16 protein-coding genes are annotated in these 14251 nt (G+C 49.1%); 9 read left to right on the top strand and 7 right to left on the bottom strand.

All coding sequences use genetic code 11. The features are described 5' to 3' along the window. Positions 1-5: 5 nt before the first annotated feature. The 7 genes from ACR9Y8_RS27235 to ACR9Y8_RS27205 form a co-directional block, all read right to left on the bottom strand. On the bottom strand, positions 6-737 hold the full coding sequence (locus ACR9Y8_RS27235) for an ABC transporter ATP-binding protein (RefSeq protein WP_481216451.1): 732 nt from the start codon (positions 735-737) through the stop codon (positions 6-8). A 19-nt stretch (positions 738-756) separates the two neighbouring features. Beyond that, positions 757-1686 carry an ABC transporter ATP-binding protein gene (locus ACR9Y8_RS27230; RefSeq protein ID WP_481216450.1) on the bottom strand — a complete coding sequence of 310 codons (930 nt, stop codon included), beginning with the start codon at positions 1684-1686 and terminating at the stop codon, positions 757-759. Positions 1687-1689: 3 nt separating this feature from the next. Next, positions 1690-2589: an HlyD family secretion protein gene (locus ACR9Y8_RS27225; protein ID WP_481216449.1), complete on the bottom strand. Its 900-nt coding sequence runs from the start codon at positions 2587-2589 to the stop codon at positions 1690-1692. A 33-nt stretch (positions 2590-2622) separates the two neighbouring features. Then, a complete protein-coding gene (locus ACR9Y8_RS27220; protein WP_481216448.1) occupies positions 2623-3885 on the bottom strand; it encodes a TolC family protein in 1263 nt (420 codons plus the stop codon). Between the two features lie 47 nt (positions 3886-3932). Further along, positions 3933-4541, bottom strand: a complete 609-nt coding sequence (locus ACR9Y8_RS27215) for a TetR/AcrR family transcriptional regulator (RefSeq protein WP_481216447.1) — start codon at positions 4539-4541, stop codon at positions 3933-3935. A gap of 804 nt (positions 4542-5345) precedes the next feature. Beyond that, complete coding sequence (locus ACR9Y8_RS27210; protein ID WP_481216446.1) at positions 5346-6110, bottom strand: glucose 1-dehydrogenase; 765 nt, start codon at positions 6108-6110, stop codon at positions 5346-5348. 71 nt (positions 6111-6181) lie between these two features. After that, the gene (locus tag ACR9Y8_RS27205) at positions 6182-6448 is read right to left on the bottom strand and encodes an ArsR/SmtB family transcription factor (RefSeq protein ID WP_481216445.1); all 267 of its coding nucleotides are present in this window, start codon (positions 6446-6448) and stop codon (positions 6182-6184) included. Positions 6449-6808: 360 nt separating this feature from the next. Here ACR9Y8_RS27205 and ACR9Y8_RS27200 point away from each other — a divergent pair, with 360 nt between their 5' ends. The 9 genes from ACR9Y8_RS27200 to ACR9Y8_RS27160 all read left to right on the top strand — a co-directional run bounded on the left by ACR9Y8_RS27200 (position 6809) and on the right by ACR9Y8_RS27160 (position 14249). Next, positions 6809-7354 (top strand): hypothetical protein, encoded by a 546-nt coding sequence (locus ACR9Y8_RS27200; protein ID WP_481216444.1) that lies wholly within the window; start codon positions 6809-6811, stop codon positions 7352-7354. Positions 7355-7493: 139 nt separating this feature from the next. After that, a complete protein-coding gene (locus tag ACR9Y8_RS27195; RefSeq protein ID WP_481216443.1) occupies positions 7494-8045 on the top strand; it encodes a hypothetical protein in 552 nt (183 codons plus the stop codon). Next, the gene (locus tag ACR9Y8_RS27190) at positions 8045-8782 is read left to right on the top strand and encodes a sensor histidine kinase (RefSeq protein WP_481216442.1); all 738 of its coding nucleotides are present in this window, start codon (positions 8045-8047) and stop codon (positions 8780-8782) included. Before ACR9Y8_RS27195 ends, ACR9Y8_RS27190 begins: the two co-directional genes overlap by 1 nt. 119 nt (positions 8783-8901) lie before the next feature. Beyond that, positions 8902-9570, top strand: coding sequence for a response regulator (locus ACR9Y8_RS27185; RefSeq protein ID WP_481216441.1), 669 nt, complete (start codon positions 8902-8904; stop codon positions 9568-9570). 171 nt (positions 9571-9741) lie between these two features. Further along, complete coding sequence (locus ACR9Y8_RS27180; RefSeq protein WP_481216440.1) at positions 9742-10197, top strand: Hsp20/alpha crystallin family protein; 456 nt, start codon at positions 9742-9744, stop codon at positions 10195-10197. Between the two features lie 129 nt (positions 10198-10326). Beyond that, complete coding sequence (locus ACR9Y8_RS27175) at positions 10327-10659, top strand: hypothetical protein (protein WP_481216439.1); 333 nt, start codon at positions 10327-10329, stop codon at positions 10657-10659. A 48-nt stretch (positions 10660-10707) separates the two neighbouring features. Next, entirely contained in the window at positions 10708-11415 is a 708-nt protein-coding gene (locus ACR9Y8_RS27170; RefSeq protein WP_481216438.1) for an ABC transporter ATP-binding protein, read from the top strand. A 4-nt stretch (positions 11416-11419) separates the two neighbouring features. Further along, on the top strand, positions 11420-12820 hold the full coding sequence (locus tag ACR9Y8_RS27165) for an ABC transporter permease (RefSeq protein ID WP_481216437.1): 1401 nt from the start codon (positions 11420-11422) through the stop codon (positions 12818-12820). Next, entirely contained in the window at positions 12804-14249 is a 1446-nt protein-coding gene (locus tag ACR9Y8_RS27160; RefSeq protein ID WP_481216436.1) for a DUF3526 domain-containing protein, read from the top strand. The genes ACR9Y8_RS27165 and ACR9Y8_RS27160 overlap by 17 nt, the downstream gene beginning before the upstream one ends. The last annotated feature ends 2 nt before the right edge of the window (positions 14250-14251 follow it).

The following is a 14251-nucleotide window of genomic DNA, read 5'->3' as shown; positions in this document are numbered from 1 at the left end:
AGCATTTAGCTTTTGGCCTTTTCTCTGGCTAGTTTCAGGAATACATCGTCCATAGATTCCGCTTCAAACTGTTCCCTGAGACGACGGGGCGTGTCCAGTGCGCGGATACGGCCATCCACCATGATGGATACCCGGTCGCAGTATTCTGCTTCATCCATGTAGTGGGTGGTAACGAATACGGTAACGCCACGGCTGGCCGCTTCGTAGATCAGGTCCCAGAACTGTCGCCTGGTAACAGGGTCTACTCCACCGGTGGGCTCATCCAGGAATACGATGGAAGGATCGTGCAGGATGGCGATGGAGAAAGACAGTTTCTGCTTCCAGCCGAGGGGCAGCGCGCTTACCAGCTGATCTGCCTCTGCTTCCATTTGCAGTTGCTGCAGCAGCTGGCTTGTTTTCTCTTTGATTGCTTTATCACTTAACCCGTAGATACCCCCATAAAAACGGATATTCTCTTTCACCTTCAGATCTTCATACAGGGAGAATTTCTGGCTCATATAACCGATGTTCTGCTTGATCTTTTCCGACTGCGTGTATACATCATAACCGGCTACTTTCGCTGTTCCGCTGCTTGGGCGCAGCAGTCCGCAGAGCATACGCATGGCCGTGGTCTTACCGGCTCCGTTAGCGCCGAGAAAGCCAAAGATCTCGCCTTTCTTCACTTCAAATGTGATGGCGTTGGTGGCGATGAAGCTGCCGAATTTTTTAGTGAGCCCGTTGGTAATGATCGGATCCATGTGTTAATCAGTTTGTATGTCAGGCGGTTTGTATGCTTTCAGTATTCATCAGTTCCATGAAGCAATCTTCTATGCCCGCCTGTATGGAAAACATGGTGAACTGTTCGTGGTGTTTGGGGGCGAGATATGCCTGCAGCTCATCTACCCCGGCGGTTCCGTTCTTCAGGGTAAGATGCAGGTACTCGCCAAAGGCGTAACAGCTGTCTGTACCCGGGAAGGCGCGCAGGTCTTGTATGAGCCGGTACATATTCTTTGCCCTTAGTGCCCACATCGGTTTGCTGAACTGTTCAATGATATGCTGCGGCGTATCGATGTTGAGCAGCTGTCCGTTCTGTATCAGGGCGACGCGATCGCAAAGCATGGCTTCATCCATATAAGGAGTGGATACCAGGATGGCGATGCCTTTCTGTTTGAGGCGCTGCAGCATGTCCCAGAACTCCTTACGGGATACGGGATCCACACCGGTGGTAGGCTCGTCGAGAAAAAGCACGGCAGGCTTGTGCACCAGTGCGCAACAGAGGGCCAGCTTCTGTTTCATACCACCGGAGAGCTTGCCCGCGGGACGTTTTTTGAAGGGCGCTATCTGTACGTATATTTCCTCTATCAGGTCATAGTTGGCTTCAACGGTGGTGTTGAAGATGGTAGCAAAGAAGTTGAGGTTCTCTTCCACGGTAAGATCCTGGTAGAGCGAGAAGCGGCCCGGCATGTAGCCTACTATCCTGCGGATGGCCTTATAGTCTTTCACTACATTCAGTCCGTTGACAGTAGCCTGTCCTTTATCCGCCAGCAGTAAAGTGGTGAGGATGCGGAACAGCGTTGATTTACCGGCGCCATCGGGGCCGATAAGGCCAAACAATTCTCCTTCATTAACGGTGAAGGATATATTACGCAGGGCCTTTATCGCACCGAAGTTTTTATGAATATCCTGTACAACAATGGGTGTTTCCATCTGTTATTGTTTTGCCAGTTTCAGTTCTGCGGGCATGCCTATCTTAAGGCTGCCATCGTTCTTCACTCTTACTTTTACTGCATATACCAGGTTGGTACGTTCTTCTTTGGTCTGGATCACTTTGGGTGTGAACTCTGCTTCAGAAGACACCCAGGTGATGGTGCCCGGCCATTCGCGGTACTTATCATCCGGCAGGTCTGTCAGTACGGTTACCCGTTGTCCTACCTTTACCTGCCCCAGTTGTTCTTCGCCGATGTAGGCCCGCAGATCCAGCGCAGACAGATCCGCTATTTTATACAAGGCTTTACCGTAGTTCACCACTTCTCCCTTTTCCACGTATTTGATCAATACTGTACCGTTCACCGGGTTGGTAACGCGCGACTGCCGTAGCTGGTCATTCACCTGTAATACCTGCTCTTCCAGTGGACGTGTTTCGCTGCTGTAGCCGCTGACCTGTGTGTTCAGGGTTGATGCCAGGGAACGGTATTGTTTTTCGAGGATGCTGATCTGGTAATTAATGTCATCCAGCTGTTTGGGCGTAGCGGCATTGGCCTTTACCAGGTTCTCGTAGCGTTGCTGTTCACGTTTCTGCACGGCGATCTGCTCACGGATCACTTCCAGCTGGGGATCTTTCTCCGGGATCTTGCTCAACACCGCTTTGATGTTGGCTTTCAGCTGTGATTTCTTCAGGTGGAGCTGGGTAGAATCTATCCATCCCACAATGGTATCTGCAGGTAAGGTCATGCCTTCCTCCACCATAAATGAAAGCAGTTTACCGGTGCCCTCTGCCGATACAACGGTTTCCACTGCCTCGAAGTTGCCGTAGGCATCTGCATGATCATCATTAGAGCGGCAGGCCGGCAGCATGGCTGCCAATATGATGGCTATGAATGCGGTGCGCATAGTAGTGCTGTTTTTTTGTATGGGTAGCATGTGTTAATAACCTTGAATGAGTTGATAATTGATACGGGCGAGGGCCAGCTGCACCTGGTGGGTGCTTTGGTCTATTCGGGCCTGCATAACGGCGTTAAGATCGGTGATGTAATCGTGCACGGTGATCACCCCGTTATCGAGCTGCACGGCGCTGGCCTCTTTGACGCTGGTACGCAGGTCCAGGATGTCGTCGTCCTTTTCCAGGGTTTGCAGCAGGCGATTGATATCGGTACGTTGCTGCGCCAGCTGGGTACGGGTATTGAGCGTAAAGGCCTCAGACTGGTGATCTATATTCTTTTGCTGCAGGCGCAGGATATCCTGTTCTTTACGATGATAGCGCCAGTTCCAGAGGGTCCAATTGAGGCGGATGCCTGTCATGTAGAAGGTAGCGAAATCGTTATTGAGCATATTAAGGCCGGGTCTTCCATAGCCGCCCTGTACAAAGGCGCTTACACGGGGCATGGGACGGGTGGCGGTGAGCCTGGCCTGGTGGTCTAAGGCGGCGGATTGCAGGCGATATAATTGCAGTTCGGGCCTAAGCAGGGTATCTGTTTCAGGAGCGGCTGTTATGGAGGGGACAGCCAGCTTAACCGGTCCAGGCGCCTGGTAGCCGCTGAGCAACTGCAATACAGCCAGGTTGCCCTCGCGGGAGGCGGCGGCAGACAGCTCCTGTTGTTCGGTGCGCAGCAGTTCGGCTTTGAGTATGTTCACGCTGGACGGCAGTACGGTACCGTGCTGGACACCGGCGGAGAGGCGGTCTATCCGCTGGCGGATATCGGCCTGGTTAAGGCGGGCGGCCTTGATGTACTCTTCTGCCAGCAGCGCGTTAAAATAAGTTTGGGTGACCTGCTGTTTTACTTTGTACAGCTCTACTTCTACGCGCTGTTGTTCTGTTTGCTGCTGTACGGCCTGCAATTCACGTTGTTCACGGGTGGCGCCGCCATCATAGAGCAACTGTTTTACATCGATGGTAGCCCTGTACTGGTCTTTCGCAAATTCGGGGATACTTACCCCGGGAACTTTAAAGGGGATCTCTGTTACGGCGCTCTGGTAAGTGGCCTGCCCGTTGAGCTCTGCCTGGGGAAGGTAAGCGCTGTTGGTATTCTTTACCTGGAGGCGCAGGATACTATCGAGCACCGGCTTTTGTCTTAACAGCGGGTAATTGTCGCGCGCCAGCTGCTGTACCTGTTCGAGGGTCAGCAGGGTACTGTCCTGTGCGTACAATTGTCCGGAACATAAGAGCAAAACCCACACTAAACGCTTCATATTTAACTGATTTATTTAACTAATTGGTTAATACGAGTGCAAAAAAATTATGGTTCAATAGCCTTTAAGATAAAGTCGGCTACCAGTTGCTTACGTTCTTCTATCAGCATGCGGAACTGTACATCGTCCATTCCTATCACACCTTTCAGAAGGGGCCGGGCGGCAAAGGGGAATACACAGAGCGATAATACGTTGATCATTAACTGTATTGGGCTGATCTTTTTAATGACGCCCTGTTCTCCTGCCTGGGCCACTTCCATGAGGAAGAGCTGTAGATTGGGGAAGTTTGGTTTGGATTTGAACTTCCGGATCAGCAGCTCCGGATCCTGTTGTAACTCGTTCAGGATGAAGAGTGGAAGGTGGGGATTTTCGGAGAGCGCTTCGATATAGCCGCGAACGATGCTGCGGATTTTGTCTGACAGGGGCATGTTGGTATTGATGATCAGGGACAAGCGGGAAATGACCTTATCGAAGGCTTCGTCGAACACCATATCAAATAACTTTTCCTTGCTGCGGTAGTAGTAGTGTAAAAGTGCTTTGTTGATACCGGCTTCGTCGGCTATATCCTGCATGCGGGCACCTGCCAATCCTTTTTGTAAAAAAATCTTCTTAGCGGCTGCGATAATCTGTTCTTCCGTATTCTTTTCCTGCGACATAAACTATAAAGTTTAACCATTTGGTTAACGCAAAGGTAGGGAAAGAATTGAAACTGCGAAATAAATTTTGGGAGGGTGGGTGAATGAAGGGGGTGAGATGAGGGTGAAGGACGGATGAGATGCTTATTAGGCGGTTATTATATGCTCAGTAAGCACTTATCAGGCACTTACTAAGCACTAACCAAACTTCCACTAAGCTGGTACTAAATTAACACTAGGAGCATTCGACATGTAAACGGCCATGAAAACGCATGTAGAAGCGGAGGTGAGGTGGACTTGAGGTGGACTTGATGCGGGTTTAAATTGTATTAGTTGGGGGCCTGCGGTTATGTCTTATCCTGGGTCTTATACTGAGAAACTTTACAGGTGAGGTGGTTAATACGGAAATAGCTTTACAGGTGCCTGCGGGTGTCTTATCCTGCAAGGCAGCGTGGCGACAAATGGTCTTCAGCCGCCGTCATTGCGAGGAACAGCGGGGAAATGAGGGTGGGGTGACGAAGCAATCTTTTAACGTAATATTTGCAAGATTGTGTACGAGATTGTGAAAAGATTGCTTCGTCGCGGCCCGCGCACAAAAAGTTTACGGCTTCTCGCAATGACGGCGCTGAAGACCCGTGTGCTGCAATGACGGCGCTGAGGACCCGTGTGCTACGCAGTGACGGCGCAGAAGACCCGTGCGCTTATGCAATGACGAGGCTGAATACCATGTACTTATGCAGTGACGAGGCTGAATACCATGTACTTATGCAGTGACGGCGCTGAAGTCCCGTGCACTACGCATCACGGCGCTGCAGCCTGGTGCACTTACAGATTTACCAATGGGTGTACCGCTACACCTCCGTCGATATTGACCTCAGCGCCGCTAATGAAGCGGGCATTGTCTGAAGCGAGGAAGCTAACCAGTTTGGCCACTTCTTCCGAATCGCCAATACGCTGCAAGGGAATGGAAGCTTTAAAGCTGTCATATATGGCGTCCACTTCGGCGCTAGTACGGCCGTCTTTGGAGAGAATAGACGTTCTGATAGGACCGGGATTTACTGCATTTACCCGGATATGGCGGGGCGCCAGTTCGCGGGAAAGGGTACGGGCCAGCGAGTTCAAAGCTGCTTTGCTGGCGTTGTAAACAGCCATACCGGGCAAACCGCCATAAGCGACTACAGAAGACAGGAAGATAAGGGCGCCGCCATCCTTCAGTACGGGCAATAGTTTCTGGGCAGTAAAGAAGGCGCCTTTGAAATTGATGTCCATCACCTCATCGAAATGGGACTCGCTTACATCAGCGAAAGGGGCGCCAGGGGCGATACCGGCGTTCACGAACAGGATGTCTATCGAGCCATATTTCTCCTTTACGTGCTTCGCCAGGGCATCAGCATCCTGGAGCCTGCCCTGATCGGCCACAAAGCCTTCTACGCCGTTGCCGAGGGCAGCGACTGCCTCTTTCACAGCTGCTTCTTTACGGCCGGTAATGATCACTTTAGCGCCCTTGGCGAGGAATTCTTCTGCAGTGGCGTAGCCTATACCACTGTTAGCACCGGTTATTACAGCTACTTTGTTTTGTAATTGACTCATTTTGCTTACAATTTAGTCTGATTATATATTGATGTATTTAATTTCTTCGATACGTTAGCGCAAAAAAAAGGTCAGCCTAACTGCTGGAAGAACACGGAAAGATGCCTCATCATGTCCTTATTTACACTGAGCTGAACCTGCCTGCCGCACTTATCATATGACAGCACGCCTGCATCTACCAGGATCTTTACATGGTGGGAAATGGCCGGTTGCGACAGGCCGGTGAGCCGCTCAAAATCTCCGCAGGCAGCATTACTGTTCCTGGCCACTTCCCGGAGGATGGTCAGGCGGTGCCTGTCTGATAATGCATTGGCTGCTTTTTCTATCCTGAGATCCATGATGCAAATATAGGAAATAAATCAACAAATCGAAATACTTCGATGTATACAATAAAATATATCATCCGGAAAATAGCTTAATATTGAGCTGCATGAGAAAAAAAGTGGGCCAACAAACAAGGGCTTAAATACTGTGAACGGGTGGTGGCCGTTACATTTTGGGGTTATACAACACATATGCAGAGATGATCAGTGCCACATTTACAGAGACAAAATTATCGTAAGCTGGTATAAAGCACAAGCGGAGTAACACGCGAAAAGATCAGGTATTTATACCTGTTTTTTTCCGCAGTTATACGAAAGAGGCTGTGCGACAATTCGGCTATTTTGCGGCTCAGTTCACCAAAAAACCTCAATAAAATGAAAAACAACCTCATTGCTTATGTTATTGCTGCATTGACGGTACCATTATTATTCAGCCAATGTGTTACACATCCTGACTCCAAAGGCGAAATCCGGCTTGAGCCTGATAGCGCCCGTAAACATATTATCCCGATCGATACAGCGATCAAAATGAACAAAAGCTATTTAGCGGCCCGCATGCGGCTGGCAGAAGCCGTACGTAAAGGCGGAGATTCCCTGGAGAACATCCTGGACATTCCATATGATGAATCTTTTAACCGGGATATTTTCGCGCTGTTGCTTAACCAGAAAGGAGCAGCAGGCATCAGGATCTACCTGGGCAAGGAGGAAGGCACTAATAAAGGGAAACTGATCATGGTGCCGATAGACAAGAACGGAAGAAATATTATCGGAAAATTCCTATACAAAGGCGACCCGGTGCTGGATGACCAGGGCAAGGCTGTCAGCGTACCTGGCGTTTCCAGCGCAAGAGCGGCTGTAACAGCAGCCGATGGTGCAGAAAAAGGTGGCCACTGCTCTCCTCCCTGCCCGCTTTCTTACTAATTTATCTTTATCCTCTTACCAATGACTTATCTGACCGGGTTTCTTTTGGCTTTAACGGTACTCTTTCCACTGATAGTGGGGATCGTGCGTTTCAGCAAGATCGACGAAAAGCTACCATCCCTTTTTACTATTATTGCTGATGGCCTTCACTTCGGAGGTCATCAGCTTCATCTGTAAGATCGCGCTTAAGTCCACCCCTGAGATCACTATCAATCTCTATTCATTGATCGAGTGTATGATCCTGCTTTTCCAGTTCCATGTGTGGGGCTTTCTGAAGGCAAAGCGGGCCTTATTCTATAGCCTGGCAGCTTTCTTTGGCCTGATATGGGTAGCGGAAAATATTATTCTTGACAACATTGTTCAGTTCACGCTTTTTTTCAATGCCAGCTATTCCTTTGTGCTGGTGTTGCTCAGTATAAACCAGATTAACCAGATCATTATACAGGGCACTCAGCATCTTTTCAAAAATGCAAGGTTCATCCTTTGCCTGGGGTTCATTATCTACTTCCTTTACGAGCTCATATATGATGCGGCATATTTTGTCAGCTATGATAACGATGTGGCGGCGGCGGGCAAGATCATAAATATGTTCAACTATATGAATGCTTTTGTAAATTTGATATACGGTGTTGCCGTTCTTTTAATACCGAAAAAGAAGAACGATCTTTATTACAACAGGTATTTTGAATAATGGGCGATAAGCTTTTTTATACCACCTTCTTCATTTCACTGCTGATTGCGATCATCATCATTTATTTCGTTGTGTCCATCATCCTTTACCATCGCCGTTATATCAAACTGCAGAGAGACCGGATAACGGCGGAGATCACCATCCTTGAAAATGAGCGCAAACGCATCGCCACAGACCTGCACGACAGCGCGGGCCCCCTCCTCTCTACCGTTAAGCTGATTCTGAACAGTATAGACGCACAAAGTGAACATGACAAAAATATCATCGAAAAATCCAGCCGTTATATTGACGAAACCATTACCAACCTGCGCCAAATCTCCCATAACCTGCTACCCAACGCCCTGGAGCGCAAGGGCCTGGTAGAAGCTACCCGTGAATTTCTCCAGCAGATCAGCGAAAAACAACCGCTTGCTATTGACCTGCGCACCAGGGGCGACATACATATAGCGCCGGAGAAGGCCATTCACATTTTTCGTATCATCCAGGAAATTGTGCAGAATACCCTTAAGCATGCCAAAGCCCAACAGCTGCAGATATCCCTCAGCCAGGACGAGGGCGTGCTGTTGCTGCTGATCCGGGAAGACGGCGCCGGATTTGATGTAAGAAAAGCAAAAACCAACTCTACCGGCCTGGGCATGAAAAGCCTGGAGATCAGGACAGACATTATGCATGGATCGCTGGCTATTGAGTCTACACCGGGCCACGGCACCCACTATCTCATAAAAATACCGGCCTGAAAAACCGATAATTTGTATATTTACCACAGAAGAGGCACTATTACCCCGATATCCTTATTGCTTGCGATGTGCGAAGGCCTTTGAGCGTTACTACTGTTACTACTTTACCACGGAACACAATGGATCAACAAATCAGATTAGTGATAGCAGATGATCATGAGATCTTTAGAGACGGGCTGGCGTTAATGCTTTCCAAACAAAAAGACATCAAGCTGGTAGGACAGGCATCGGATGGCAGGGAACTGCTGGAGCTGCTGGAAACCACCCCCGCCGATATTGTCATGACCGATTTGAAAATGCCCCGGATGGACGGTGTTACCGCTACCCGGATCATGCTGCAGCAATATCCTGATCTGAAGATCATCGCCCTTTCCATGTTTGATGAAGAAGACCTGATCGTAGAAATGCTGGAAGCAGGCGCCAAAGGTTACCTGCTCAAAAATGCAGATAAAACGGAAATACTGGAAGCCATTGCCCAGGTGAACGACGATCATATTTTTTACTGCCGCCAAACCTCCGCCAAGCTGGCCGCCATGATCGTAAAGAGCCGGTTCGACCCGAGACGTGAAAAAGAAAAGATCAGCTTTACCGACCGTGAAAAAGAGATCATCAAGCTGATATGCCAGCAATACACCGCGCAGCAGATCGGAGAAAAGATATTCCTTAGCAAACGTACGGTGGAAGGGCACCGTACCCGCATCCTCGAAAAAATGAATGTGAAGAATACCGCCGGTGTAGTAGTATTTGCGTTAAAGCATAATCTTATCAGGGAAGAAGACTTGTTATAGTGTACTGAAGGGCATGCGCATGCTGTCAAAATTTCAAGAACATGGGCACTCCTGACATTTTTTTCTGTCAAAATTTACATAAAACCCCCGCTGGTGGCCCTGGCACAGGGCTTGATCGGTGATTTTTTGTAATTGAGTAACAAAATTATTAACAATAAAAAGGAGGTAATTATGTCACTCGCCAGAAGAACCACCGATCAATTCCCAACGCTGTCAGGCTTTTTTGACGACCTGTTTGGCAGGGACGCCTTCAACTGGGGTACCAACAATTTCTCTTCTACCAACACGACCATCCCCGCAGTAAACATTAAGGAAACAAATGAGCATTTTGAAGTGGAAGTAGCTGCTCCCGGTATGAAAAAAGAAGATTTTAAAGTGCAGCTGGATGGCAACACGCTGACCATCTCCTCTGAAACCCAGCAGGAGATAACGGAGGGAGGCAACGATGAAAAATACAGCCGCCGCGAATTCAGCTATCAGTCATTCCAACGCGTGTTTATATTACCAAAGGATGTGGTGGATGAAGACAAGATAGCAGCAAGATATGAAAATGGTATCCTGAAGCTGGAGATCCCTAAACGGGAAGAAGCCAGGAAAAAAGGACCCCGGCTTATTAACATCGCATAAGCACTACATACAATAACAAAGGGCCATGCCTGTACGTATACTGATACGGAACAGGTGTGGCCCGCCTATTTTAAATATTTTTTTTGCAACATTGTTACATTTTAAATAAGTTGTAGCTATATTTGTGCTATGCGTAATAATTCTTCATTGCTGCTTCATAAACTGCCAGCCATTGCCTTAATGGCTGTGCTGTTCTTTGTGCAGGGGGTGAAGTTATTGCATCGTCATGATTACGCGCCATCCGGAAAGACTGAGAACACTACCGGACATCAACTTAGCACCGCGCATTATTGCGCCATCTGCGATTATCATCTGACAAAAGATGCGGAGCTACCGTTTGTTACAGCTGCGCTACCGCTACTACCCTGTCGCTATATTGCTTATACCTTCCGCCCTTCGCCCGCTTACCCCGGCATGATATACGTACATGCCAATAAAGGGCCCCCCGCTATGATGCTATAAGCATGCTTTCTCCTTATCCATTCTATTGAAACTGTATTCACGTAAGTTATGTTGCAAGCTATTGCGCTGACCCGGCAATTCGGGCAGCATACTGCGCTGCACGCGCTTAACCTGGTGGTTGGCAAAGGCGAGATATTTTGCCTGCTGGGACCAAATGGCGCCGGTAAGACCACCACTATTAATTGCTTCCTGGGATTCTTAGCACCCAGCAGCGGCACTGCATTGGTAAACGGAATTGATGTAGCGCAACACCGGCAGGAAGCCCGGCGGCATATAGCCTATATTCCCGAGACCGTTATGCTGTATCCTTACCTGAGCGGGCTGGAAAACCTGCAGTTCTTTCATGCGCTGAGCGGAAGGGAATTCCCAAAGGAGCATTACATACAGCTTTTGCTGGATAGTGGTTTGCAGGAAGATGCCATTCAGCGGCGGGTTCAAACTTATTCCAAAGGCATGCGGCAAAAAGTAAGCATTGCTATTGCGATGGCAAAGAACGCCGCTGCGCTCTTGCTGGATGAGCCCACTTCTGGCCTGGACCCAAGGGCCAGTCATGAATTCTCTTCTTTGCTACGCCGGTTCAGCAATGACGGAGGCGCTGTGCTGATGGCCACACACGATCTATATCATGCCAGGGCGATCGCCACCCGGATCGGTATTATGAAAGAAGGCAGGCTGTTGACGGTCATGGAAGCCGCCGCCATAGACCACTACACACTGGAAAGCATTTATATGGAACACATGACCGCAGCACTATAATAACATGCTTAAAATATTAGTCCTGAAAGAATGGCGGATGGCGCTTCGCAGCCGGACGCTGGCCGCTACTCTATTCCCTTTGCTGTTATTGCTGGGCATTGCCTTTACGGGCAGCAGCATACAACAATCGGGATTACAGCGGGAACGTAATGCCGCCAACGCACATTTCCGCGTGCAATGGGAGCAGCTGCAAGCCGGCGACCCGCATAGCGCAGCACATTTCGGCACCTATATCTTCAAACCGCTTAGCACGCTGAGCAGCTTTGATAAAGGGCTTGATGATATCAGCGGGTATACCATGCGTGTAGAAGCGCATATACAGCATAGTATGGCCACTCCTCCCCTGCGCCCGGCAGATGCTTATCTACGGTTTGGCAACCTTACTATGGCGAGTGTACTACAGCTCTTTTTTCCGCTGTTCATCCTATTCTATTGCTATAACAGCTATACACAGGAACAAGCTTCCGGTACATTAAGCCTGCTATTGTTACAGGGCGCGGGGAAAGCTGCTATACTGCGCGGGAAAGCGGCGCTGCACCTGTTGGTTATAAATGGCATACTGCTGAGCGGACTGTTGTTATACCTGCCGCCATTGCTTTTGATGAACGGTCATACCCTTGCTGGTATTGACCTGTTCCGGATCATATTGCTTACGATCTGTTATGCATGCTATGGCAGCATATTCGTTCTGCTGGGAATGGCAGTATCTGCGCGGGCAAAGAACGGGCGGCAATCATTACTTATACTGGTAAGTATATGGTTGTTGTGGAATGTGATGGCGCCCAGGCTTACGGCAGCCATTGGAAAAAGCCTGTATCCACTTCCCTCCCAGCATGCCTTACAGGAAAAAATAGAAAGGGCGATCCGCATGGGCATCAATGGAGATGATCCAAGGGAAGAACGTATGGAAAAACTGCAGGAGCAGGTGTTGAAGCAATACCAGGTTAGGGATGTGAGCCAATTGCCGGTAAACTTTGACGCGATCCGCATGCAGGCCAGTGAAGATTATGCACAGATGGTATATGACAAATATGCCGCGGAAACTGACAGCATCATAAGGCTGCAGAACAATATTAGCCGCTATGCAGCATTAGCAGACCCTTACCTGTCTATGCGCAGCATTTCAATGGCATTCTGCGGTACGGACTATGCGCATCACCAATATTTTGATTCGGGCGCACGGCGGTATCGCAATGATTTCATCCGGCGATTGAACATGCAGCTTGCGTATAAGGGTAAGGCTGACCAGCATTTCTACAAAGCGATGCCACAGTTTGATCATACCCCTCCGGACATAGTCACCGTATTACGTGGCCAGGTGTGGCCGCTGTTATCACTGTTGTTGTGGTTACCGCTAAGTGTTTTACTGTTAAAGAGATCTGCCAGCTATGAAGCTTTCCTATAACATACTGCCCGTTGTTAAACTAGTGTTGCAGGTGGAAATCCGCCAGCTGCTACGAAGCGCCGTATTACCGGTATTGATGAGCATTTTCTTGGTGGCCGCCGCCATTGCCTTACTATATGGCCGGAGTGTATCGATATCACAAAGAGCAACGCTTGACAGTCTGCAGGCGGACTACCAGCTACAGTATGTGAAGCTGAACGAACAATTGAAAGCGGATACCAGCACGCCGAAAGGCAAAACGGACCATATGGTCGCTACCAATCCGGCGGTAGTTGATTTTCGTTTGCATCGTAGTGTGTATCATCAACCTGGCATTTTCTCGCTGTTGTCTATTGGGATGAGTGATATCGCCAGGTATTATTATCCGATTAGTGTTAAAGGCGGTTACGTGCCCGCGGAAGAGAAAGTAACTAACCCGGAACAGCTACTCTCAGGAAATTTTGATATGGCCTTCCTGTTCATTTACCTGCTACCGTTGATAGCCATTTGTCTCAGCTATAACCTGCTGTCACAGGAAAAGGAACAGGGCACGCTGCCTCTGCTGCTGGTACAACATGGCAGTCTTACGCGGATACTGCTCATAAGGCTGCTGGTACGTTATCTCATCTTAGTAGCGGGCATCATCGTGATCAGTGTATCGGGAATGCTGGTTGCCCCTGCCGGAGATCATCTTTCATGGCGGGAATTAGCGGCCTGGCTGGGAGTATGCAGCGCTTATATAGCTTTCTGGATGTCGCTGATCTGGTTTATCCTTTCATGGAATGCAGCTGCAGCAGTGAACCTTATCTCCATGCTGGCAGCCTGGTTGCTCTTACTGATAGTGATCCCGGCGGGATGCCGGTTTATGACGAACCAGGCTTATACGGATCAAACAGTTGGTAATGCTTCTCAACAAAGGGAAATAGAATGGGAAACCTGGGAACTGCCCAAAAAACAATTACTGGACAGCTTTTATACCATATACCCGCAATACCGTAACCGGCAGGCTTATGACACAGGAGCCGCCAGCAGCAGGCGCGCTATGGCGTACTATGAGCTGGTGGCCCGGCGGATGCAGCGGGTTATTGATGTACAGGCGGCGGCCAGGCAGGAGAACGTGCAGGCGGTAAAGGCTTCTTACTACTACAATCCGGCTGTTTATGCACAGACCTTATTGAACAGCATTGCACGCACTGATGTAGGAGACTATGACCGGTTCCGTGAGCAGGCAAATGTGTTTCGCAGTAAATGGAAACATTTCTTTTACGGGCTACATTTCAATGATCAGCTGTTTACAGCGGCCACCTACCAGGCACTCCCTGACTATCTCCCTGAATATGACCGGGAGGGGCCCGCAAGGTGGCGCAAAGGGATTGCCTACCTGCTGCTGCTGTGCGCCGGATGGCTGGCAGCGGGAATGATCGTTTTAAAATTTAAAAGTCTGAAATAAAC

It is taken from the genome of Chitinophaga sp. SVR4-12A, from assembly GCF_056754765.1.
Note: the sequence above shows the minus strand (reverse complement) of the source record. Positions and strands in the feature narration are given on the sequence as shown.